The organism is Candidatus Yanofskybacteria bacterium (assembly GCA_016181175.1).
In the GTDB taxonomy this organism is placed as follows: domain Bacteria; phylum Patescibacteriota; class Minisyncoccia; order 2-02-FULL-40-12; family IGHO2-01-FULL-4-A; genus 2-01-FULL-44-17.
Window position 1 is genome coordinate 27,399 of sequence record JACOZV010000004.1, and the last position, 21,182, is coordinate 48,580.

General features: G+C 42.0%; 21 protein-coding genes. 8 read left to right on the plus strand and 13 right to left on the minus strand.

Going from position 1 to position 21,182, the window contains the following annotated elements:
- Window positions 1-134 precede the first annotated feature (134 nt).
- A complete protein-coding gene (tgt, locus tag HYT61_03435) occupies window positions 135-1,388 on the plus strand; it encodes a tRNA guanosine(34) transglycosylase Tgt (protein MBI2063257.1) in 1,254 nt (417 codons plus the stop codon).
- A 19-nt stretch (window positions 1,389-1,407) separates the two neighbouring features.
- Here tgt and HYT61_03440 read toward each other — a convergent pair whose 3' ends face one another.
- Window positions 1,408-1,593, minus strand: a complete 186-nt coding sequence (locus HYT61_03440) for a hypothetical protein (GenBank protein ID MBI2063258.1) — start codon at window positions 1,591-1,593, stop codon at window positions 1,408-1,410.
- Between the two features lie 231 nt (window positions 1,594-1,824).
- Here HYT61_03440 and HYT61_03445 point away from each other — a divergent pair, with 231 nt between their 5' ends.
- Entirely contained in the window at window positions 1,825-2,265 is a 441-nt protein-coding gene (locus HYT61_03445; GenBank protein ID MBI2063259.1) for a C39 family peptidase, read from the plus strand.
- Window positions 2,266-2,284: 19 nt separating this feature from the next.
- Here HYT61_03445 and HYT61_03450 read toward each other — a convergent pair whose 3' ends face one another.
- The gene (locus tag HYT61_03450; protein ID MBI2063260.1) at window positions 2,285-2,902 is read right to left on the minus strand and encodes a hypothetical protein; all 618 of its coding nucleotides are present in this window, start codon (window positions 2,900-2,902) and stop codon (window positions 2,285-2,287) included.
- Between the two features lie 118 nt (window positions 2,903-3,020).
- On the opposite strand from HYT61_03450, the gene HYT61_03455 reads away from it, so the two are divergent.
- Both HYT61_03455 and uppS read left to right on the plus strand, forming a co-directional pair.
- Window positions 3,021-4,136, plus strand: coding sequence for an AAA family ATPase (locus tag HYT61_03455; GenBank protein MBI2063261.1), 1,116 nt, complete (start codon window positions 3,021-3,023; stop codon window positions 4,134-4,136).
- Window positions 4,133-4,870: a di-trans,poly-cis-decaprenylcistransferase gene (uppS, locus tag HYT61_03460; GenBank protein ID MBI2063262.1), complete on the plus strand. Its 738-nt coding sequence runs from the start codon at window positions 4,133-4,135 to the stop codon at window positions 4,868-4,870. Before HYT61_03455 ends, uppS begins: the two co-directional genes overlap by 4 nt.
- 37 nt (window positions 4,871-4,907) lie before the next feature.
- Here the strand turns inward: uppS and HYT61_03465 are convergent, their stop codons facing one another.
- From HYT61_03465 to HYT61_03490, 6 genes are all read right to left on the minus strand, one after another.
- Window positions 4,908-5,384: a DoxX family protein gene (locus tag HYT61_03465; GenBank protein ID MBI2063263.1), complete on the minus strand. Its 477-nt coding sequence runs from the start codon at window positions 5,382-5,384 to the stop codon at window positions 4,908-4,910.
- Window positions 5,377-6,153, minus strand: coding sequence for an undecaprenyl-diphosphate phosphatase (locus tag HYT61_03470; protein ID MBI2063264.1), 777 nt, complete (start codon window positions 6,151-6,153; stop codon window positions 5,377-5,379). The genes HYT61_03465 and HYT61_03470 overlap by 8 nt, the downstream gene beginning before the upstream one ends.
- Before the next feature lie 16 nt (window positions 6,154-6,169).
- Entirely contained in the window at window positions 6,170-6,487 is a 318-nt protein-coding gene (locus HYT61_03475; protein ID MBI2063265.1) for a hypothetical protein, read from the minus strand.
- A 61-nt stretch (window positions 6,488-6,548) separates the two neighbouring features.
- On the minus strand, window positions 6,549-7,061 hold the full coding sequence (locus HYT61_03480; protein ID MBI2063266.1) for a hypothetical protein: 513 nt from the start codon (window positions 7,059-7,061) through the stop codon (window positions 6,549-6,551).
- Between the two features lie 37 nt (window positions 7,062-7,098).
- The gene (locus HYT61_03485) at window positions 7,099-8,928 is read right to left on the minus strand and encodes a glycogen/starch/alpha-glucan phosphorylase (protein ID MBI2063267.1); all 1,830 of its coding nucleotides are present in this window, start codon (window positions 8,926-8,928) and stop codon (window positions 7,099-7,101) included.
- 213 nt (window positions 8,929-9,141) lie between these two features.
- On the minus strand, window positions 9,142-11,823 hold the full coding sequence (locus tag HYT61_03490) for a vitamin B12-dependent ribonucleotide reductase (GenBank protein MBI2063268.1): 2,682 nt from the start codon (window positions 11,821-11,823) through the stop codon (window positions 9,142-9,144).
- A gap of 160 nt (window positions 11,824-11,983) precedes the next feature.
- Between HYT61_03490 and HYT61_03495 the strand changes: the two genes are divergently transcribed.
- Complete coding sequence (locus HYT61_03495; GenBank protein MBI2063269.1) at window positions 11,984-13,108, plus strand: sugar phosphate isomerase/epimerase; 1,125 nt, start codon at window positions 11,984-11,986, stop codon at window positions 13,106-13,108.
- A gap of 62 nt (window positions 13,109-13,170) precedes the next feature.
- Here the strand turns inward: HYT61_03495 and HYT61_03500 are convergent, their stop codons facing one another.
- Window positions 13,171-14,664: an aldehyde dehydrogenase family protein gene (locus tag HYT61_03500; protein ID MBI2063270.1), complete on the minus strand. Its 1,494-nt coding sequence runs from the start codon at window positions 14,662-14,664 to the stop codon at window positions 13,171-13,173.
- Between the two features lie 180 nt (window positions 14,665-14,844).
- On the opposite strand from HYT61_03500, the gene HYT61_03505 reads away from it, so the two are divergent.
- The 3 genes from HYT61_03505 (at window position 14,845) to HYT61_03515 (ending at window position 18,719) form a co-directional block, all read left to right on the plus strand.
- The gene (locus tag HYT61_03505; GenBank protein MBI2063271.1) at window positions 14,845-15,912 is read left to right on the plus strand and encodes an NAD(P)-dependent oxidoreductase; all 1,068 of its coding nucleotides are present in this window, start codon (window positions 14,845-14,847) and stop codon (window positions 15,910-15,912) included.
- The gene (locus tag HYT61_03510) at window positions 15,909-16,631 is read left to right on the plus strand and encodes a hypothetical protein (protein ID MBI2063272.1); all 723 of its coding nucleotides are present in this window, start codon (window positions 15,909-15,911) and stop codon (window positions 16,629-16,631) included. Before HYT61_03505 ends, HYT61_03510 begins: the two co-directional genes overlap by 4 nt.
- Before the next feature lie 105 nt (window positions 16,632-16,736).
- A complete protein-coding gene (locus HYT61_03515) occupies window positions 16,737-18,719 on the plus strand; it encodes an enoyl-CoA hydratase/isomerase family protein (GenBank protein MBI2063273.1) in 1,983 nt (660 codons plus the stop codon).
- A gap of 41 nt (window positions 18,720-18,760) precedes the next feature.
- Here HYT61_03515 and HYT61_03520 read toward each other — a convergent pair whose 3' ends face one another.
- The 4 genes from HYT61_03520 to HYT61_03535 form a co-directional block, all read right to left on the minus strand.
- Window positions 18,761-19,279, minus strand: a complete 519-nt coding sequence (locus HYT61_03520) for a bifunctional nuclease family protein (protein MBI2063274.1) — start codon at window positions 19,277-19,279, stop codon at window positions 18,761-18,763.
- An 84-nt stretch (window positions 19,280-19,363) separates the two neighbouring features.
- Window positions 19,364-19,582, minus strand: coding sequence for a DUF167 domain-containing protein (locus HYT61_03525; protein ID MBI2063275.1), 219 nt, complete (start codon window positions 19,580-19,582; stop codon window positions 19,364-19,366).
- Window positions 19,583-19,754: 172 nt separating this feature from the next.
- Window positions 19,755-20,717, minus strand: a complete 963-nt coding sequence (locus HYT61_03530) for a tryptophan-rich sensory protein (GenBank protein MBI2063276.1) — start codon at window positions 20,715-20,717, stop codon at window positions 19,755-19,757.
- A gap of 200 nt (window positions 20,718-20,917) precedes the next feature.
- Window positions 20,918-21,118, minus strand: a complete 201-nt coding sequence (locus HYT61_03535) for a hypothetical protein (protein ID MBI2063277.1) — start codon at window positions 21,116-21,118, stop codon at window positions 20,918-20,920.
- Window positions 21,119-21,182 lie beyond the last annotated feature (64 nt).

A 21,182-nucleotide genomic window follows, 5' to 3' on the forward strand; every position in this document is an offset into this window, starting at 1 on the left:
ACCATAGTTCTGCTATGACTCGCTTCGATGCTCGGTTTTGCCTTGAACTTCGCCAACCGCGTAAGCCCAGAATTATTAACTTAACACGGAAAAAATAAAGTTGCAACAATTGCCAGCGTTGTTATCATAAAATAATGTCATTCCAAATTATCAAAAACGACCCCAAATCTAAAGCCAGAGCCGGCATACTTTCGACGGCTCATGGCGATGTCCATACTCCAGTTTTTTTGCCTATCGGCACCAAGGGAACGATTAAATCAGCAAGAAACGACGAACTGCGTGACTGGGGCACAGAGATGATTTTGGCAAATACTTATCACCTCTGGACACAGCCAAGCGACGAATTGATAGCTGACGCCGGCGGCCTGCATAAATTCATGGCCTGGAACGGACCGATATTTACAGATAGCGGAGGTTTTCAAATTTTTTCGCTTGCCCCGTTAGAAGCCCACCACGTCGAAGGCGTGGCGACAGCCACCTCGGGACGGCTTACTTCTAACGTGGTAAAGCATAGATATAACCGCAAAGCAGAAGAACCAAATCCTTTTAATGTGCAGGTAAAAGAAGAAGGGGTCTATTTCCAATCAGGCCCAGACGGCCGACGAATGCAATTAACCCCGGAAAAATCTGTTGAAATTCAAAACAACCTCGGTAGCGATGTTTCGGTTGTGCTTGATGAATTCACTGGTAACCTGAACAATTACGAAAAAGTTAAACAAACCGTTGAACGGACGACTCGCTGGGCCAAAAGGGCAAAAGAAAAATTTGAAGAACTTAAAAACACTAACCGCCTGCTTAACAGCCACCAACTACAGCTTGGCATAGTACAAGGCGCCAACTTTACTGATTTAAGAAAAAAATCGGCCGAAGAAATCAGAACGCTTGGTTTTGGGGGTTACTGTATCGGTGGTGTGGCTGTCGGGGGCGAAACCCAAGAAGAAATGTTAGCCGCTGTTGACGCCTCTATCCCCCATTTAGAAGAGAATAAATTCCGCCATCTGCTCGGCGTGGGCACGCCGGAAAATATTGTCCAAGCGGTTGCAAGTGGTTGTGACAGTTTTGACTGCGTAATTCCTACACGCGAAGCAAGGCATGGCAAAGCCTACATTTCACATGGCAACAGCTATAAAACGCTAAACATACTGAAACCGGAGTTCCGCGACGAATTCACGCCCCTAGATACCGCCTGTGATTGTTATTGCTGCCGCAATCACACTCGTGCCTACCTCAATCATCTGTTCAAGTCCGGCGAAATACTGGGAATCAGGTTACTCACTGAACACAACTTGAGATTTTATTTAAATCTCATGCAAAAAATAAGAAAAAAAATAAATGAGTGTAAATATTCGGAATTCGTAGACGAATTTACTCAATCAAAAGCCCGCTAACGCGGGCTTTTGATTGAGTCTAGTTACCCTTCTTTCCCCAGACATACAGATATAAAATATCCAATACACCCAAAGTGTTAACTAATAACAGCACAACAAACCATCGCTTGTTGCGGTTTTGTGCCGCTCGCCAAAGGGCCCAACCTTTCCACGGCAAACTCCATATTGCCGCCACAACCATAATAACTAAAAATAATTTACTCATATGAAAAGTATACCACGTTTGTTAAAAATTAAACATTAAATGTGCAACCGGGTCAACTGTTGGCAAGCCAGTAATGGCATGCTTAAATGCACACAACATGAATCCCGAACGAGACAGCCTTCGCCAACAACAAGGAAGGGTTACAATGGCTATTTAATCGGGAATAATAAAGTTATTTTTAATAGGCACGGAAATGATTTACACAACAAATCATTTCCTGTCTCGTACGGGATGAAACTCCTCGGCCGCGCCTACAAGCAAAAAAATGGCTGGACCTGCGGCCCAGCGGTAACCAAAATAATCCTGAATTATTCAGGCAAAACTTGCCTGGACACCAACTTGGCTAAAGAACTTAAAACCACACCGTCGGGAACTTCAAATAGTCAATTAGTTAAATTTCTAAAAAAGAAAGGTGTAAAATTTAGAGTAAGAGAGGGAGCGAGCCTAGACGCCCTGAAAAGGTTCTCAAAAAAAAGTTTGGTTCTAGTTACTTATTGGATTCCCAACCACAAAGAACATCATTACTCAATCGTAAAAAAAGTTTCCTCAAAAAGAATTTATTTCCACGACACCTGGTTCGGCGCCAACCACAGTTATACTATTGGACACTTCCGCAAAAATTGGTGGGATGATGAAGCTAAAAGCAGCTGGCTATTGGCTGTTAAAAAATAGCCCAGACAAATCGTCTGGGCTATTTTTTATATTGGACAACTTTGCCGGCCTTAATCTCTGTTGGGTCGGCACTGCGGAATGAGGCAATGGTTTTTTTGTCGGCAATTTTTTGGTGAAGACAGTCGCATAACGCCTCGGCAATATGCCAAGGGTCTTTTTCAGCGGTTATCCAGTCGCTACCGAATTTTCTCAAATCAAGCGGCCTGGAATATTCCCTCAAATTCTTCCGGCCGACATTATCAAAGTATTCGTGGAAATAGGACATCGCTAACTCACGAATGCTTTTATAAACCGGCTCACGATAACGCAAAACAGCGTGGTTGGTCTTGCTGATCGCGCCCCAGTAACCACCGCGCTTGAAAAGCGTAACTACATGATCAAAATCCCTGTCAGCCGCACTCAAATCTAAAAGCAACGGCCTCTCGCCATGAAACCAAAGCACCGCTGACGCAAACATAGCCCCCTCAATACAGTGCGCCTTATTTTTACGGAGCATAACCCGGGGCGACATGCAGGTATCTTTTTTGTGATCAAAATTTATAGGAATCGCTTCCAGAAAATCTTGTATTTTTTGGGGCGTATTTAATTTCCTGAAAATTTTTAGTTCTTCTGGATTTAGGAAAGAAAAGTTATCCATAAAATAACAAATTGTGCTAATTTCATATTAAATATAGCACAAACAAAATAGGATTGACCAACAATAAAAAATAATTTATTCTTTCGTGATAGATAACGCACATTTAAAAGGAGTTTAGATGATAAAACAAGAAATCGAACGGCGTTTTTTGGTTAAAAAAATTAACCTGCCGCTAATGCTTTCCTGCGAAGACGGCTGTAAAAAAATACAGCAGGGATACCTTGAACTGCCCGAACAGACAAAATCATTTAGGGTAAGATTGGCCAGTGAAGGAAAGTCAATTTTGGCAACAGCGACAATCAAAACCGGCTCGGGGTTGGTGCGCGAGGAAGGCCAGTTTAAAATAGATCGCCTTTTTGCGGAACACCTGCTAATGGCATGCCATCATCATCTTACAAAAACTAGGCATAAGGTTAACGGCTGGGAAGTTGATTTTTATGATGAACCTTTGAAAGGAATTATTATCGCGGAAAAAGAATTGGCATCCGCAGACGAAAAAGTAGAACTGCCGCCATGGATTATGGAAGCTACCGAGGTAACCGACAAGTTATCAAATTTACATCTTGCCAGACTAGCAAGTGAGTTGCGTGGCATTAACGGCCAAATTGCCTTGAATCACACGAGAGAACTGCAAAAAGATATTTGCCGAATGGCCATAATTGGTCCCCCTTGTTCTGGTAAAAGTAGCATCTTGGAAATATTTAAAAAAAAGAGACCTGAAATATATTTTATTCCAGAAACGGCTTCAATGGTAATCCATCAACTTGGCATAAAACCAAGTGGCGATAGGGTCGCTAACCGCAGATTTCAGCTGACGGTATATCAAACTCAAAAAAATTTTGAAACGCTATCAATTCAATTCGCCAAATTAGAAAACAAAAAAGCAATTGCAGTAGATCGTGGCACACTGGATAACGCGGCGTATCTCAATGGCGGCTTGAAAGAATTTTTGAGTTTTTTCAAAACAAGCGTGGAACAAGAATATGCCCGATACGACGCCGTCATATATCTAGGTCCGCCACCAAAGCATATATTTGAAAAGGACCGCTTAAAAAATCCTGCCCGCTACGAAAAAAATTACGAAGAAATAGCACAAAGACACCGCGAGCTGTTCCGATTGTGGAGCAAACACCCTGCATTTTTTTACATAGGATCCAAACTAAACTGGGAAGAAAAAGTTGATGAAGTTCGCTCGATAATAAAAAATATTTTAAGTAAAGGGGGGAGACAATGAAGTCCGGCATTCCAAACCATATTGCTATCATACCGGACGGCAACCGGCGCTGGGCAAAATCTAAAGGACGGCCATCAGTAATGGGTCACCTGGAAGGTAAAAAACGATTTCACGAAATCAGCAAAATTGCGTTTAATCTCGGCATCCCCTATTTCACGTTTTGGGCAATGTCCGAAGACAACTATAGAAAAAGGTGTGCCACTGAAATAGATTATTTGGTTTCTTTGCTAAAGAAAGGTCTAAACGGCCGCTTAACAAAAGACCTGTTTGAAAAACAAATCAGGTTCAAGGTTTTTGGCAAATGGAAAGAACTTACCGCCACCAGAGTTTTGGCTGATTTAATCAAGAACCTTGAGATGCGGACTGCAAATTTTGACAAACACCACCTTACTCTCCTGTTGGGATACGACGGGAAACAAGAATTAGTCGAAGCTTTTCAAATCCAAGCGAAAATGAGAAATTGGCAACCACAAAACGCATGGCAACCTGGAGAATTAGATTTTCAAAAAATTAAGGCAACACTTTGGACGAGAGAACTGCCACCGGTAGATCTTGTTATCAGGACCGGCGAAACAAAAGAACATTGGTTTCACAACAGTTCGGGTTTTATGATGTTGCACACCACCGATTCGGAAATTTATATATCACCCACCCTCTGGCCAGATTTTTCTGAAGAAGAGTTTAAAAAAATAATTGAAGAGTACGGCCAGCGAGAAAGAAAATTAGGAAAATAAAAGCGCGAGAAACGCGCTTTTTGTTTAGGCATAATAGTTAGCCAAGCCAGAAACGTAATTTTGGAAATTTGGAACAAATTGGCAACCTTGAACACCAATTTTCCAGACCCCAAACACGACCCGCCCGGATTGTAGCAAGAAATAGCAACACCGAAATATAAATTATATGCTCATCTACTATGAACGAATGGGCATTGGGGTACGGGAATTGCAAAATCGGAAAATAATATAGGAGCATAAGCACTGCCCCCAGAACCGAACTCAACCTAACAAAGATTCCAAAAATAAGAGCTAGGCCCAACAGCGTAAGACCCCACTCGTTCACAAGATTAGTAAACGGTAAAATATCGGGTCGTAAAAACCAATTATAAAACCCAGTAAAAGTTTTGGCATTGCCAAGATAGCCAGCCGCCGACCATGTCGGGTCAACAACCTTTATGATCCCGGCGTAAAACATAAGCCAACCCATTGAAATGCGAAGCAAAAATAAACAAATTTTTTGAAATTTATTCATAAAACAATAAAAGAAAAAATATTAAGGCCGCTATAACACGATAAATGCCGAACCCGATAAATGAATGGCGCTGTATCAAATTAAGCAGGAATTTTACACCTAGTAAAGCGGCGAAAAAGGAAATAACAAACCCTGCCGCCAACAAATGGAATTGGCTGGCTGAAAATCCGCCGGCATTCTTAAAAAGGTCGTAGCCAGTTGCGGCGGCCATGGTCGGAACAGCCAAAACAAAAGAAAATTCAACTATAGCTACGCGTTTTATCCCGGCAAACATCCCCCCTATTATAGTTGCCGCCGCCCGCGATACGCCGGGTATAACCGCCAACGATTGCGCGCAACCCACCATGAATGCTTGGGTATAAGTAATGTCTTTCATACTAGCGGCTGAAGTTTCTTTTTCTTTAAACAACAGTTCAAAAATTATTAAAATAATACCACCCGCAAACAAGGAAATAATAATTACGAACAAACTTTCAAATAAAACTCCTTTGATTGTTTTATACAGCAAAAAACCTACCACGGCCGTCGGCAAAAAGGCCACTAATGTTTTTTTGCCTATTCCCGGGTTTATTACCAACCGCCACGCGTAAAGAAATACAACGGCCAATATCGCCCCCAGCTGAATAGCAATTGTGAAACTTTTCATAAACTCCGATCCGCCCAATTGAAACAACCGGGACGCTAAAATAAGATGGGCCGTTGATGAGATCGGCAAAAACTCCGTAAATCCCTCCAGAATCCCTAAAATAAAAAGCTGTATTATATCCATATCATTGAGACTGTTTTTAACTCCACAAATAATGCCAAATGAAAAATAAAAACACAACCGAGAATCCGGCCAACGCGGTAATAATTAAAAATATCAGTCCCCCACGAATGGTATTGGGGTTTGCGCCCTTGGGCAATAAATAAAATATAGCCAATCCCCCGAAATAAACTATTAACGACAGCGCACTTTTGGTCAGCCAGTGGTGGCCTGTAAAACCGGCAAGCCAAGTCTTAAACGAAGGCGACAACTCACCCCAAATTGTAACTGCGGTGATAACAACAATAGAAAGAGCGGCGGCTATTGAAGATGAATAAGTTAGTTTAACCTTGTTCATAATATAACGACTTGCGATGTCCAAATATTAAAACCCAATATGAGGACATCGCAAGTCGTGTCTAGCCCCAGCGAACGGCGGCGGATATAATAAATCCCATCGCGCCGATGGCTAATCCCAGAAAAGCAATAAATCCGGCTAATAACATAGCCGTTTTGCGTAGCTTGAATTTTTCAAATTCTTCTTTATCTACAAACGCCAAAATCATTGCCGTTATTGCTAGTGGCAAAATAAACAAAAAAATATGCTCTTTGGCTTCCATCGCGATAGCATGTGCCCAAGGCGCCGTTCCCTTTAGAATTACCGGCTTCACCATCTTGCCGTAATTAACAACATAGTAATAACCGCCGAGTAGCCAGGTTAAAGCAAAACCGATTACGCCGATTATGGAAGCCCATTTAATTCTGGCATGATTTTGCGACTTGCCGGCTTGTCCAGCTCCAGTTTGGGACTGTCCAAACTGGAGCTGGACCAACTCCCCTAAGTACCACAAAAAAGCGTCTATGCCGGCAATTGCAAAAGCAAGGTGTAATCCCACCAATACAGGTTTATATGTTAAAAATGAAAGTATCATTTTTTTATTATATCACATTAAACCAAGTTTATAGACGTTATGCGGCGCTATTTAAATAATCAACTTCCATACGAGCACCGGAAATAATCGGCAGATAAGCCGCCAGTTGGCGTTTAAGGTATTCGATTTTTTTAGCTTTATCGTCCAGTAGATCAGCGGCATGGCGCATTTGCCCATAAAGCGATTCGACTTCTTCATTAAAATTTTGACCGCTGATTTCTAAAAATGATTCCTCCTTTTCTGTTTTGGCCTGTTCGGCAAGCACCTCCAGATCGGCCGCTCCTCCATCGGGAGTAGAGATCAGGATTGTATTGCCAAGAATATCCTTCTCCCATGAAGTGCCGCAGGCTTCGGTGCTAATACGTTCTCCCCTTCTCTCCCCTTCTTCAATTCTTACACGCGGCGTATTGAGCGCGACATCAGCTCCCTGCGCCAGAGCTTTTGCCAATACCTCGTTATAATTTTTAACAAAGTGCACGCGTTTTTTAAGAATCGGATTGGCATCAATAACTTTAAAAATTCTTTTCAATTCCTCCTGCATCGGCTTGTCGGCCGAATGCGCTTCTCCAGCCATTACCAGATAGGCATCTCGTTCTTCAAGAATACCAGCAAGTTCATCAGGACGTTCAAAAACCATACCTGGCCGTTTGTATTCCGCAATTCTTCGCTTCCAATCATATATTTTTGCCTCTTGCGGCACCACGACGGGCTCACCATATTGGTTTTTGTGTTTTTTTAAAACATCTCTCGCGATGGTGCGATCGCGTTCTTTTATTTCTTCCAATTTTTGAGCATCCATGGATTGTATTTTTTCCTTAAAATCGTCCAATACAAGATCAAATTCGTCAATAATGCCATGCTCTCGATAATATGCAAGAAGTTCCCGATCTCCCCAGCGATCAAGCGCAATTCCATTAGTAATACCCTCAAATTCCACATTATTGCCGTGGATATCTTTGTATGTCTTGCCGGCTTCGCGTGCGTGAATCAAACTGACTCCATTCTTTTTGCCGGCAAGTTCTATCGCAAGAGTACTTAACTTGACCCTACCATCTCTAAATAATCCGCGAAGCCACTTTTTAACAGTGTCGCTTTGTATATTTGGCATTACAAAACGATCAAACTGATCAAGCGTAAATTCAGCTTCAGCGGCCTGTACTAAAGTATGGTTAGTATAAATTGTGCCATCTTTTACGGCTCGCAATGCCTGCTCAAAATCGCCAACTACACGAACCTTCTCATCAAGGCACGCAAGAGCTGAAAAAACCGTAGCCGACTCATTGAGTTGCCGCACCGTTGGCTCCATTCCCATTTTCCTCATCGCCTGCCAACCGCCAAAACCCAATGATATTTCTTGATAAAGACGGTGATCGCTATTGTTTTCACCCTGATAAAGCGCACCGAAGTTTTTCTCCGTGATTGTGAGTAATGTAACGCAACCCTCTTGTTTTTGGTATACGCCCAATTCCGTAAAATCAGGTCTTCCACCCGCGACCTCTCTTACCGTAACTGACCAACCCGTAGGCTTAAATCCGCGTTTTTCCGGTTTTACGTTCGTTAGCTTGATTCTCTGTTCAAATTTCTTAAATCCCTGCGCTCTTTCTTTGGTATAAAAGGGGGTAATAAAAACAGCCGGAACTTGCTCTTTCTTTTTTACCTCAAGTGTGTCCGCCGCTAGAATTCCCAAACCTCCGCCGCCCCTTATACCGCTTCCGTAAAGTTCCATTGTAAAATAAGCCCATGGCGTTTCGGGGGTTAACTTTTCTTTCAACTCCGGCCTGCCAATCCGTTCAAAAAACGACAGTCTTTTTTCACTTTCAATTTTCGTTTCCGGCTTTATCTCTGATTTTGGTTGTTCCAAAGACATACTCCAATTCTATCACTCATTCTTCTTTATTTTCAAACCCCGTTAGAAGTAACTACTGCGTAGCTTTACACATAAGTTAAAACTGTTTTCAGCAAACTTTTTAAGTTATTTGATAGTTATTGAATACAAACCCGCTAGGGCTACTTCTAATGGGGTCAAACCCAAATTAAAAACCCACCAATTGGTGGGTAAAAAATAAAAAATTAAATAATCCTAATCACATGAACCGGTTGAAGTGGCACAATTCGAACATGTGTAACACGAGCCAGCTCTTTTCATGATAGTACCGCATCCACAAACCGGAGCATCGGTATCGACACCACTGATACCGCTTTTTTCTGATACGCTAACAGGTGTTTTATCATGTGGCGGTCCAAAAATTTCTTCCTGGTCTTCCTTTGAAAGAAACTTCTTGCCAAGCCATTTAAAAATGTAATCAACAATTGAACTTGCGAAACGTATTTCCTGATTTTCGGTTATACCCGCCGGCTCAAATCTCATGTCTTTAAACTTCTTAACCAGAACTTTTAGCGGCACGCCCGACTGCAGAGCTACCGAAATAAGGGTTGCAATGGTATCAACCAATCCAGACACCGTGCTCCCTTCCTTTGCCATGACAATAAATGTTTCACCAGGAGATCCATCGGGATAAAGACCAACGGTCAAATATCCTTCATGGCCGCCGAGAGAAAACTTATGGGTTATCGCATCTCTTGTGTCAGGCAACTTTCTTCTCGTGTAATTGCCGATTGTCTGGACGAGATTACCGTCAGCAGTTTGTGGATTTACTGTCTTTTTTGTTTTTTCTTCGTCTGAAACATTCAACGGCTGAACGCTCTTACAACCATCGCGGTAAACGGCCACTGCTTTCAGGCCAAGTTTCCACGACTGTATAAATACATCGCGAATATTCTCCACCGTGGCACCACTGGGCAGATTGACGGTTTTAGAAATCGCACCGGAAATAAAGGGCTGAACGGCACCCATCATTTTGATATGACCCGCATAACCGATACTTCTAACACCGTTTTGTGCTTTGAACGAACAGTCAAAAACGGGCAGGTGTTCATCCTTTAGATACGGCGCGCCTTCTATGGTTTCCTTTTCCAAAATGTAATTTTTGATGTCAGAAACTTGCTGTTCATTGTAACCGAGTTTTTTAAGAGCCGCCGGCACTTGGTTATTTATCAACTTAAGTGTTCCACCACCCACGAGTTTCTTATACTTAACCAAAGCCAATTCCGGTTCAACTCCGGTCGTATCACAATCCATCAGGAATGCAATAGTACCGGTCGGAGCCAATACTGTAGCTTGAGAATTCCGATAGCCAAATTTTTGCCCTAGCCCAAAAGCTTCTTTCCAAACACATTCAGATTCGCGCATAAGATGCGTCCGCTCACCAAATTGGTTTTGAAGTTTTATGGCAAATATGCCGTGCTTTTCTATAACTTTCAACATGTCTTCACGATTTAACTCATATCCGGCAAACGGGCCAGTTACTTCCGCAATTCTTGCAGACATGCAGTATGCCTCTCCGGTCATAATAGAGGTAATAGCGGCTGCCACGTCACGGCCAAAATCAGAATCGTAGGGCAAGCCCATATTCATTAAAAGACTACCGAGGTTAGCATAGCCCAATCCAAGTTCACGGAAAGCAAGAGCATTGGCGGTTATTTTTGGTGTTGGATAAGAAGAGTTGCCGACAATGATTTCTTGGGCAAGAATCATGGTATCCACGGCTTTTTTAAATGAAACAATGTCAAAACTGCCGTCATTATTCAGAAATTTAACCAAGTTAAGCGAAGCTAAGTTACAAGCGCTATCATCCAAATGCATATACTCACTGCATGGGTTTGAAGCGTTAATTCTGCCGGTTTTCGGACAAGTATGCCAATCGTTAATTATGGTATCAAATTGCATACCCGGATCAGCAGAACGCCAGGCGGCATCCGCAATCCACCTCATGACCTCTCTTGCTTTTACCACCCTGAGTGTTTCTCCGGTGGTAACCGCTTTGAGTTCCCAATCTTCATCGGCATCAACCCGTCGCATAAATTCATTGCTTACACGCACGGAGTTATTAGCATTTTGATAAGGTATCATGGTATATGGACTAAAAAGATCACCGTCAATTGAATTTTGAAAACCGCTGGCCTCTAAAGCCCTCACTTCATCTTCTGCTATTGTTTTACAACAAATAAACTGCTTGATATCGGGATGGTCAACATTTAAAACTACCATTTTGGCGGCGCGTCTAGTTGTGCCGCCAGAACGTATCATGTTGGCAAATCCGTCAGCACCTTTCATAAATGAAACCGGACCAGAAGATCTGCCACCTCTAGATAATGGCTCCAGAGAAGACCTTAGTGGTGAAAGATTTACTCCACTTCCAGAACCACCCTTAAAAATCCAGCCCTCCTGCCTGCACCATTCAAAAATTGATTCCATACTGTCGTCTATGGATAGAATAAAACAGGCACTACACTGCGGTTTGTCATAAACTCCAACATTGAACCAGACTGGGCTGTTAAACGCCGCCCACTGATTTATCATCAAGAATTTTAGGTCCTGCCTGAAATTTTCAGCATCTTGTTCGGTTGCGAAATAGCTGTCCAATATGCCCCAAGCAGTGATTCTATCTACAACGCGATTAACCATCTGCCTGGCACTATTTTCTCTTTCTGATGATTCTAGTTTACCGCGAAAATATTTTGAAGCCACGATATTGGTCGCGGTCTGGCTCCAAAAATCTGGAACTTCAACACCGTCCTGTCTAAAAAAGATCTTGCCTTTTTCATTAGTAATTTCTGCCGTTCTTTTTTCCCATTTTATAGAATCATATGGATCGCCTTCACCAAATAAACGAGGCCACGAAAGGCCCTTATTTTTTTCCATTTCTACTCCTTTTGTTAACGAACAAAAATGTAGTTGGAATTATAGCAGTCTAAAAAATATGCGTCAAATTAATCCGACTAACACGATACGATTGATTTTTTTTCTATGAAGCCTATGCTTTAAATAACTTGGTCTTTTAAAATATTTAGTGGAGATAGTCATGGCAAATAAAATGCGCGTGGGAACTCTTTTAAACACCTTCAAGCTAATACCCAAAATTTTGCAAGATACGCTTTTTTCCGACCCGCACCTTCATCATCCGCTACTGCGGCGGCGAATGGGCAATATCTTGCTCAAATTGGGCGGGCGATGTTTAAGCGGCATTTACCACGGTCCGCAAATGCCCCCGGAAAAATTGCTTTCAATGTTTAACCTTGAAAACCAAATTGAAGAATTGAGGAATGCCGGCGCGGAACATTTTGAACTTGATGACGACATAGTTTTCCTAAGACCCGAGATTACACAGTGGTGGCAAAATAAAATACCCTATTTGAGCCAGCTCAAAGATGAAGGCATAACCTTCAGCGAACACTTATCGCAATTCGGCGGATTGCAAGTTGATTCATTTATACCGGAAATCAGACAAGCTTCAGTCCAGGCGATAGGTAGAATGGTAAAACTTTTTGAACCGTTACAACCGCTTAATTATGTCCTGCATCTTGGCGGAGACAGATTTTTCCGCTACTTGAATACCCATGCCATTGATCCTGTTTTAAGGCAAGAACTTGATAAAATATTCCCCCATTCACCTCTTAAAAAATATGCTCTGCGCAAATTTATACAGGGCTTAGTTTGGTGGACACAGCATCACGTCAATGACACTATCGTAGTTCCCTCTGTTTTGGAAACAATGAAAGAATTAAAAAAAATAATCCCCGCTCAAAACATTTGTTTGGAAAACCTGGAACACAGCGACTTTGATATGATGGCCGATATTGTTACCAAACAAATAGATGCCAGGATTTGTTTTGACGTAGGACATGACGTAATCAGGAACGGCTTTGAACATCCCAAGCGATTTATTTTGAAATACGGACACAAGATCGCCCAATTGCACCTGCACGATATCCGCGTCATTGCCAGCACCATTTACCCGTCGGGGTATAAAGAGCCGGTTTATCAAGACCACAAGCCGCTTGGTGATGGGTCTCTTAACCTTAAAAATAATATCTTGATACCGCTAAAAGAAGTCGGGTTTTCTGGCCCGATTGTCATAGAAGATTATTACCACGACCCACTACCATCAGTAAAAATTCTAAGAAAAGCAATTGATGAAATAAGCTAGTTGAATGCCGCCATAACAGGCGGTTTTTTTATTAAAAAAAACCGCCTGTTATGGGGCGGAGGTTAAAACCCATGAAGGAATGCTCTCAATGCTAAGTTGGTCAAACCGTTATACGGAAGCCACCACGGTTCCTTTGTCTTAAAAAACGGCAAATGGAAAAACGGGTGGTCGTGCCAAACAATAGTCTTGGGTTTTCCGAATCGCTGAATACCGGTTCGGCCGTGCCGCGGCAAACCGCCGTATTGGGACGTACTCCCCTTCCGACCGCATTGCGGCGCGTCAGTTATAAACCAGTTTATCATCGCGTCATTGCCGACAACATTGCCAGCCTGAATATATCCGGCTATTTCATAAAATAATTTCTTGTTTTTGGTAAAAACGGAAGCATTCAAACCCAAATGAGAATCATTGGCCAAAGAGATGGCTTCTCCGATGTCATCAAATTCCATGAATGGCATTACGGGACCAAAGGTCTCTTCTTTCATCACAGACATCGAATGATCCGTGGGATATAAAATTGCCGGAGTCAGCCAGTTGCCACCATCGCGCAACCGATCTGGCAATTCTTTCCTCCAACAAACATGGGCTCCGGCTTTTTTGACGTCCTCAATTTGTTTTTCCACAACATCAAATTGAGCTCTTGTAATCATGGGACCATAATCTCTGCCGGGTTTAAGATCATAGTGCACAATCTGAATGACATAAGACAAAATGGCGTGTAAAACTTCTTTGTGAACGTAAATCCTTTCAAACGATTTGCAATATTGACCTGAATTTGCAATTGCACCGTACACCAGTGCTTGGGCAGTACGCCGTAAATCCGCATCGGGCAGGACGATTGCCGGCGCCTTGCCGCCCATTTCTAAATTGGGTATGAAGCCGCGAGACTGGCAAATTTCAGCAACTTTTTTGCCGGTTTTACATGAACCGGTAAAACTAATGTGATCCGCAACTTGGCAAAGTTTCGCTCCAATATCGCCGTAACCCAATAGCACTTGCATCAAGCCCGCAGGAAAACCGACATTTTTCATAATTTCTTCCAGCTTTAAGGCCGTCAAGGGCGTATATTCAGACGGCTTCCAGATAACCGCGCTGCCAAGAAATAATGCCGGAAAAATATCTGCCGCCGGAATAGCCAAAGGCAAATTCCATGGAGTAATTACCCCCACAAGCTGATGCGGTTCAAAGAAGACCTTCGCATTTTTATTTGATAAAAATACGTGATTAGAAACATGCTCGCAGGCATAAGCTTCACCCCTCCGCTCAAGCTCATGAATTTCGGCAACAGCGGATATCACGTCAACCATCGCATCCGGCCAAGTTTTTCCCGTTTCTGATTGATTCGGCTCGACTAATTCATGATATTTTTTTTGAATATGGCGTTTCAGTTTCTTGAAAAGTTTCAATCGATCGGAAAAGGAAACTTTTTGCCATTTTATTTGAGCCTTTCTGCCTTCACGCACAAAAAAATCCAATATAGTTTCATCATGACAAACAATTTCTCTAAATACCTTGCCAGTGGCAGGATTAGTTACAACAATAGATTCATGGGTCATTTTGTCTCTTTTTTATTAAAGATCAAATTCTAACCGCAGTCTATTTTAAACATATATAAAAAACAAGGGGGAAGTTACAATTTGACCCCGCCCTTGAAAAGGACGGGCGGGGTTTACAAAATATCAATAATAGTAAAGAATGATGACAACTTGATAGCACATTAAAAAGGTAGGTAAAGTATGTCAGAAACAAAAAAACCAACTGCTTTGGTAACCGGCGCCTACGGATTTGTGGGGCCGCATATGATAAAACTGCTGATAGATAATGGCTTTGGGGTCATAGCCACAGACCATCCAAATGCTAAACCCAAACCATTGCCTTATAATGTGGAATATCAACCGTGCGATCTGGCAAATTTTTCAGATGTGGCCTCGTTGATTGCTAAACATAGACCAAACGTTGAATTCCTCGTTGCTTCTATTTTTAGATACGATGTTCCGCGAGAAAAAATTCTAAAGACCAATCACGCTATCATGAGAAATTGCTTAGAAGCAACGCGAAAATACAATCCTGATGTTCAACATATTGTGGCTTGGATTTCAGCATCCGTTTATGGAGAAAGTTTCCGCAAGTCAAAGAACGTAAACGAAGGACATATAATCATTGATCAGCCTCTTTCAGAAAACTCACCAATGCGTCCTCGAAACGCCTACGAAGAATCAAAGGCATTACAACACATGATTTGCCAAGAATATGAAGATCTTCCTATAACCGAAATTTTTCCGATGGCAATTTACGGACCGGGTGGTAACTATGGAGCAATGGTGATCATTGACATGATGGCCAAAAACCAGCTCCCGGGTTTTCCGTGCGGTGGCAAAAATAGAATTAGTTTGGTACATGTCTCGGATGTATGCAGGGCGGCGCTTTTCCTTGCTAAACGCCAAGATACAATTGGAAAATGCTTTAATCTTGGCGACCGCTCCAGCTATACCATTAAAGATTTGATGCTGTGGCTAAAAAAGGAGTTTGAACGGGTAGGAATCAGGGTCGATCTTTTCCCGGTTAGCTATCCGATGTGGCTGATGAAGTTTTTCGCATGGCAATCAGAAAGAATCGCACGAAAATATAATCACCCGCCATTAGTTCAACGCGATTTCTTGGGCTACTTTGAACGTGGTTATAACTTTTTGGTTAGTTCTGAGTCTATTCGTAACCTTGGATTTAGATTTCAATATAATGACCCGCTACTTGATGGTGGCCTGCGTGAAACAATTGAATGGATGAGGGAGGAGGGACTGATATGATTATTATGTTATTGATGGTTCTTGCCAGTATCGGCATTGTTCTTACGGCTGAACGGCACGCAACAACACGCGGTGTAATACGAGGGCTCGCTCAAGCGTATACTCCCGGCACTTGCCATAGCTTCCTACTTGATATACCAATTCTTCTGCCGCTTGTCGGCTTACTGGTCGAAGTCCTGGCAAGACGCATAAATAGTCTAAGGGCTCTGGCAATTTTCCCAACCATAACTTCACTCATATTCTTGTTTGCTGGATTTTTTTTGCAAAATAACTTTTTAATGATTTTAGCCTTCATTCTCTATTGCCCATTTGTTCCTGGATTATTGTTTGGAGGAAAAACTTGGCTATGGTGGACAATGCGCCAAACACCGCTATATTATACGGCGCTTGTGATTTTCTTGACGATTTCCGGTTCTCTTTATGTTGATTACATTAATTTTTCATTTCTGACGCCACTACTCGGCCATGCCGAAGCATGGAGTGGAAATCACTTTATGTGGAATTCCGGGATTGAGGTTGTGGGGTTCAACCCACTTATTGACACGACTGTGCCGACTTACAAAAACTTCCTGGGTTCCTGGAACCTTCTTGCTCTTGTTTTATTTCTCACCTATCCCTTTGTCATGATAGGTGCCGGCACCAGAATTCATGGATTAATTTTCGGCTATAGTGAAAAACAGACCGGCATTTCCGCTTTATTTTTAGAACGCAAAACCTAATCGGGATAAAAACCCGATTTTTTTATTAGCCTTTACAAGTTTCGCAATTCGGCGTATTTTTTAGATGAATTATTTGGGTTCTTTTAAAATAAGCGGGAGAAAACCATGAAAGATATTCAAAGAATAGCTGTTTTTGGCGCTGGAACTATGGGTTTGGGTATTGCCCAAAACGCCCTGCAAAGCGGCTTTGATGTTTACCTTTATGATGTTTTTTCGTCAATGGCAAAAAATAAAAATAATAGCGGACCGTTTGAAATTGCGTATCAGGAAACGATTCAAGATTTTAAAAGAAGACTCTGGCTTGCGCTTTTTTTGGCTAAAGGATCAGATAGCCGGCTCTTATACTATTCCAAGGAAGCCGTAAACTCGGCTTTGAGCCGTATCCAATTTTTTGATTCAAGCAATTTAGACTCACTAACTTTGGCCGATTTTATCATAGAAGCAATTTTCGAAGATTCAGAAACCAAAATGAAACTCTACGAAGCGGTGACCGAAAAAATCGACGACAGTATTCCAATAGCTTCAAACACTTCAACCATAAAAATTGAGACTCTGGCTCAAGCCGTAAAAAATCCACAGAGATTTCTGGGGATGCACTTTTTTAACCCAGTACCAAAAATGCATTTGGTTGAATTGGTTTTTTCCAAATACACCAACAAGGTAACAGCGGATTCGGCAATTTTCTTGGCTTCCGCCTTGGGTAAAACCCACGTTATCGCCCCAGATATTCCGGGTTTTATCGTAAATCGGGTTGCACTGCCCATGCTAATGACCACCTTTGAAGTTTTGTCTGAAAGCACAACTCCCCAAGACATAGACGGAGCTTTTACAAGCGGGGAATGGTTCAAAGATCAAAAGTCATTAAGGATTATGAAGGCTATGGCTAATTCTGTTTCAGAGCTCGCAAAAGAAACCGGCTGTAGCATGGATGCCATTGACAAGGCTTTACGATTGGGCTTAAACTGGCCCGTCAAAGCTTCGGAATTGGATCGGCTCCTGTCGCTATCGACCGATAAACTTGAAGAACAAAAAGAAGAACTCAAATTCAGGATGGGGCCGGTAATGTTCAGCGATTTAGTTGGCAATGATGTCAGCTTAGACGCATTAAAGTCATTCCAAAAACAAGAACCGGAAAAACACTGGTCTATTCCGCCGCTACTTGCAAAAATGGTAGCGGAAAAAAAACTGGGAATGAAAACCGGAAACGGTTTTTACGAATACAGATCAGGGGTCAGGCTTGATAACCTGGGTGATGGCTACTGGCAAATTACCTTCGGCGATGGCCGAAGCAACCTTTTGTCGTCATCAATCGTAAAACAACTCCGTGAAGCATTTGAATCGTTAAGAAGCCAAAAAGACATTCGAGCCGTTTTTATTGGAGCCAACGGACCGGTAAACGGTGCGAACATCAAAGAGTTTCCCTTGTGTCTGCAAAGTGTTGAGCAAGCACAAAAAGCAGTAAACGAATTCAACGATTTGCTTAAAACCATTGAGGATTTTCCGGCTCTAGTTGTCGCGATCATTCGCCAGCGTGCTTTGGGCGGCGGCTACGAATTGGCTCTGGCTTGCGACCGGATTGTCGCCACAAAAGACAGCCAAATCGGTTTGCCAGAAGTAACCTTGGGTATTATGCCTGGTGCAGGAGGCACGCAAAGGTTGCCTCGCCGCGCCGGAAGGGTTCGTGCTATTAACCTAATACTTTCCGGCAGACTCGAAAAAGCCGAACCTCCATTTGTCGATTTCGTTTTATCAACAATAGAACCGCGATTTTTAAAATTACTGTTTGCGCAACCTTACAAGCCAATCAAACAATCAAAGAACGGACCGCTTAACGAAATGTTTAGCGACAAACTGGCGGCTCTCAAAGAAATACTAAAAATATGGCTGGGTTGGAAAGTAAAAGGCATGACACCACCTAAATCTTTTGCGTCGGCGTGTCAAACAATAATTCGTGGCAGTAGAAAAACTCTTGAAGAAGGACTGCTATGTGAAAAAAACGCAATTTTAGAATCTTTCCAAAGCCGTGATGCCGAAGAAGGGATCAGAGCTTTTCTTGAAAAACGTAAACCTAAATTTACCGGACAATAAAACCTGCAAAAGCAGGTTTTTAATTTAGCTATTTTTCCAGATTATTCTGACAATCCTGGTCTGTTTTGTTCTATAAAATCCGTTACTTTTGTAGAATTCTCGTTGCTTAAAATTTGCATGAGCAATTCATCTTCTATAAAAATCGGTGAATTAAAATGTAATGCCATGGCAACCGCATCGCTGGGCCTACTATCTATAATTTTCTCTTCCTCGCCTTGTTGACAGTAAATCTCGGCAAAATATGTTGCATCCTCGTCAATTCTGGTAATAACGACTTTGTTTATCTTTATACCCCAATCAACAAGAGTATTTTTAAAAAGATCGTGCGTTAGCGGTCTTAAAGTAGCAGCACCCTCAAGTAACAAAGAAATGGCTACATACACAGACTCGTCTATCCAGATCGGAAATGTGGAATTTGTTAGTTTGTCCCGAGGCAAAAGAATATAGTGAATTTCTAGGGGCTGATCTTCCTCCTCTTGGCCATCCTTAACCTGGCTGTTTTTTATGTAACCCTTTATGATTACGGGAGAACTTAAATCAACTATTAACTCTCTCAGCATTTTGCTTCCTTATTTTAATGAACGAGTAATTAGTTGATGTAAGAGTATCACTGGTGTTTCTTGCTGTCCAACATTGGTTAGTGTTTAAAAACTTATTTCAAAAATTTTGTTTCTTTTTTTTGCGCCACTGATTAGCCTGATTTTAGCCGATGACATTTTAAAATACGAAATTAGAGCGGGCACAACCGCTTTGTTGGCTAAACCTCGTTCGGCTTTTTCCTTTACCCTAACTTCCAAGCTATCCTCTGACTTTTTTATGATTCCTGTTTTCTTTGAGCCGACGAAAACCTTTACTTTAATCAACAATTTATTATTTGCCTTTTATCTTTTTCCAAAGCCAAAAACCAAGAAGCACTAAGTCAATAAGAATAACAGCTGAAAAAAGTGATGCAAACAAACCAAAACCGCCTCCCCAGCCCATCATGTTTCCCCAATAACCCATCATGTAGATGCACCCCCTTTCGTTTTAGCCATTTTAATTCTCAAACAATATCGGTATTTCTATGGCATCATCATATTCAGGAAGACCCGAAGGATTGTCTTTTCTTAAAATAAGTGCTCCCCTTCTGCTGAAGTCACCGATATATTCCGGCTTTTTAAATTCAATCACTCCTTCAAACGGAACAAAGTCCTCGGTCATCCAATCTTTTTTCGCCATTGCATACCCTTCGGAGATAATTCTTCCGTCCCAATCCGTCAGCACAATTGGAAAACTTGCTTCAAAAAACCAAATACCCCTAGCCTGGCCCTTCACGGTCAAGGGACTTGAAACAGTATCATTAGCTTTGACATTTTCAACCTTGATTAAGTCTTCCTTGGGACAAAGCGCAAACTCGCAATTTGGTCCAGTCCTACCAACATACGATCCATCTGAACAAAGTTTAGCATCCTGCGTACAGAAAACAGTGTCGGGTGTTTTATTGGCTTGCCAAATGGAAAAATTAAGATAGGCCGCAAAACTCACCCAGAGAATATATGGCACTAGCAAATATGCCGCGGAATGGAAAATTTTGTAAAACACAACGATTGTCCAGACAATCGCAAACCAGAGCGCTACGATATCAACAAATGCCCAACCGAGATTATTTATGGTGAGCCATGTCGAACCATGCAATCCGAAAAAAATAATTGACCAGATAGCATTCAAGAATAACTGGATAAAAAACACCGCGATGGCCATTTTCCACATCCACAACATTCTAACATTCTGCAGAATGTTAGAATGTTGTTTCCAAACAAGGAAAAGCGCGATACCCATTAGTGCGTAAAGTGTTGTCCACGCCGGCCCAAATACCCATGCCGGTGGGTTAAGTGCCGGCTTTGTGAGTGTCTCATACCAGGTTGGAATTGCCGAGATCGTAAACACGGAACCAAGAATACCAGCAAGTTCGGATACGCCGACTGCAATGAATAACTTAGTAAGATTATTTAAACGCATAATTAAATTATATCTTAAATCATTTATACGAACAAAAAAACAAAACGACACGAAAGTGTCGTTTTGTCCTGTCTGGCTCCGAACTGTTGACTGCGTTCGAACATGGATTAGGGCAAACTATCGGACGTATTATGTGCCTAAATTAGAGAAGCCGAAATAAAAAATGACCGTTCTCGGCCAGCGAGCCCATCGTGGACAACCTACTTGTTGATGTCTCTGTGTATCTCTTCTTGAACCTCAGATAGACGGGCTTTGTAAAGCGGAGCAATTTCTCCGAGTTCTTGGCAATATCCTGGCTCCTGGAGTTCCATGAGCATATTGCTCACAGCTACTCGAATTGCCATCGATTGAGCCTCATTTAACTTGGTACTACCAATCATGATTGTCGCTTCTTTTGACATGCGTTACCTCCCATTAAAAAAATATACCACTTTTGTGGTATATTGTCAAACAATGCTCGCTTGG

What these genes read in the sequence shown, in the direction of transcription:
- tgt (MBI2063257.1), top strand. Translation starts at nt 135, where the DNA reads ATGTCATTCCAAATTATCAAAAACGACCCCAAATCTAAAGCCAGAGCC.
- HYT61_03440 (MBI2063258.1), bottom strand. Translation starts at nt 1,593, where the DNA reads ATGAGTAAATTATTTTTAGTTATTATGGTTGTGGCGGCAATATGGAGT.
- HYT61_03445 (MBI2063259.1), top strand. Translation starts at nt 1,825, where the DNA reads ATGAAACTCCTCGGCCGCGCCTACAAGCAAAAAAATGGCTGGACCTGC.
- HYT61_03450 (MBI2063260.1), bottom strand. Translation starts at nt 2,902, where the DNA reads ATGGATAACTTTTCTTTCCTAAATCCAGAAGAACTAAAAATTTTCAGG.
- HYT61_03455 (MBI2063261.1), top strand. Translation starts at nt 3,021, where the DNA reads ATGATAAAACAAGAAATCGAACGGCGTTTTTTGGTTAAAAAAATTAAC.
- uppS (MBI2063262.1), top strand. Translation starts at nt 4,133, where the DNA reads ATGAAGTCCGGCATTCCAAACCATATTGCTATCATACCGGACGGCAAC.
- HYT61_03465 (MBI2063263.1), bottom strand. Translation starts at nt 5,384, where the DNA reads ATGAATAAATTTCAAAAAATTTGTTTATTTTTGCTTCGCATTTCAATG.
- HYT61_03470 (MBI2063264.1), bottom strand. Translation starts at nt 6,153, where the DNA reads ATGGATATAATACAGCTTTTTATTTTAGGGATTCTGGAGGGATTTACG.
- HYT61_03475 (MBI2063265.1), bottom strand. Translation starts at nt 6,487, where the DNA reads ATGAACAAGGTTAAACTAACTTATTCATCTTCAATAGCCGCCGCTCTT.
- HYT61_03480 (MBI2063266.1), bottom strand. Translation starts at nt 7,061, where the DNA reads ATGATACTTTCATTTTTAACATATAAACCTGTATTGGTGGGATTACAC.
- HYT61_03485 (MBI2063267.1), bottom strand. Translation starts at nt 8,928, where the DNA reads ATGTCTTTGGAACAACCAAAATCAGAGATAAAGCCGGAAACGAAAATT.
- HYT61_03490 (MBI2063268.1), bottom strand. Translation starts at nt 11,823, where the DNA reads ATGGAAAAAAATAAGGGCCTTTCGTGGCCTCGTTTATTTGGTGAAGGC.
- HYT61_03495 (MBI2063269.1), top strand. Translation starts at nt 11,984, where the DNA reads ATGGCAAATAAAATGCGCGTGGGAACTCTTTTAAACACCTTCAAGCTA.
- HYT61_03500 (MBI2063270.1), bottom strand. Translation starts at nt 14,664, where the DNA reads ATGACCCATGAATCTATTGTTGTAACTAATCCTGCCACTGGCAAGGTA.
- HYT61_03505 (MBI2063271.1), top strand. Translation starts at nt 14,845, where the DNA reads ATGTCAGAAACAAAAAAACCAACTGCTTTGGTAACCGGCGCCTACGGA.
- HYT61_03510 (MBI2063272.1), top strand. Translation starts at nt 15,909, where the DNA reads ATGATTATTATGTTATTGATGGTTCTTGCCAGTATCGGCATTGTTCTT.
- HYT61_03515 (MBI2063273.1), top strand. Translation starts at nt 16,737, where the DNA reads ATGAAAGATATTCAAAGAATAGCTGTTTTTGGCGCTGGAACTATGGGT.
- HYT61_03520 (MBI2063274.1), bottom strand. Translation starts at nt 19,279, where the DNA reads ATGCTGAGAGAGTTAATAGTTGATTTAAGTTCTCCCGTAATCATAAAG.
- HYT61_03530 (MBI2063276.1), bottom strand. Translation starts at nt 20,717, where the DNA reads ATGCGTTTAAATAATCTTACTAAGTTATTCATTGCAGTCGGCGTATCC.
- HYT61_03535 (MBI2063277.1), bottom strand. Translation starts at nt 21,118, where the DNA reads ATGTCAAAAGAAGCGACAATCATGATTGGTAGTACCAAGTTAAATGAG.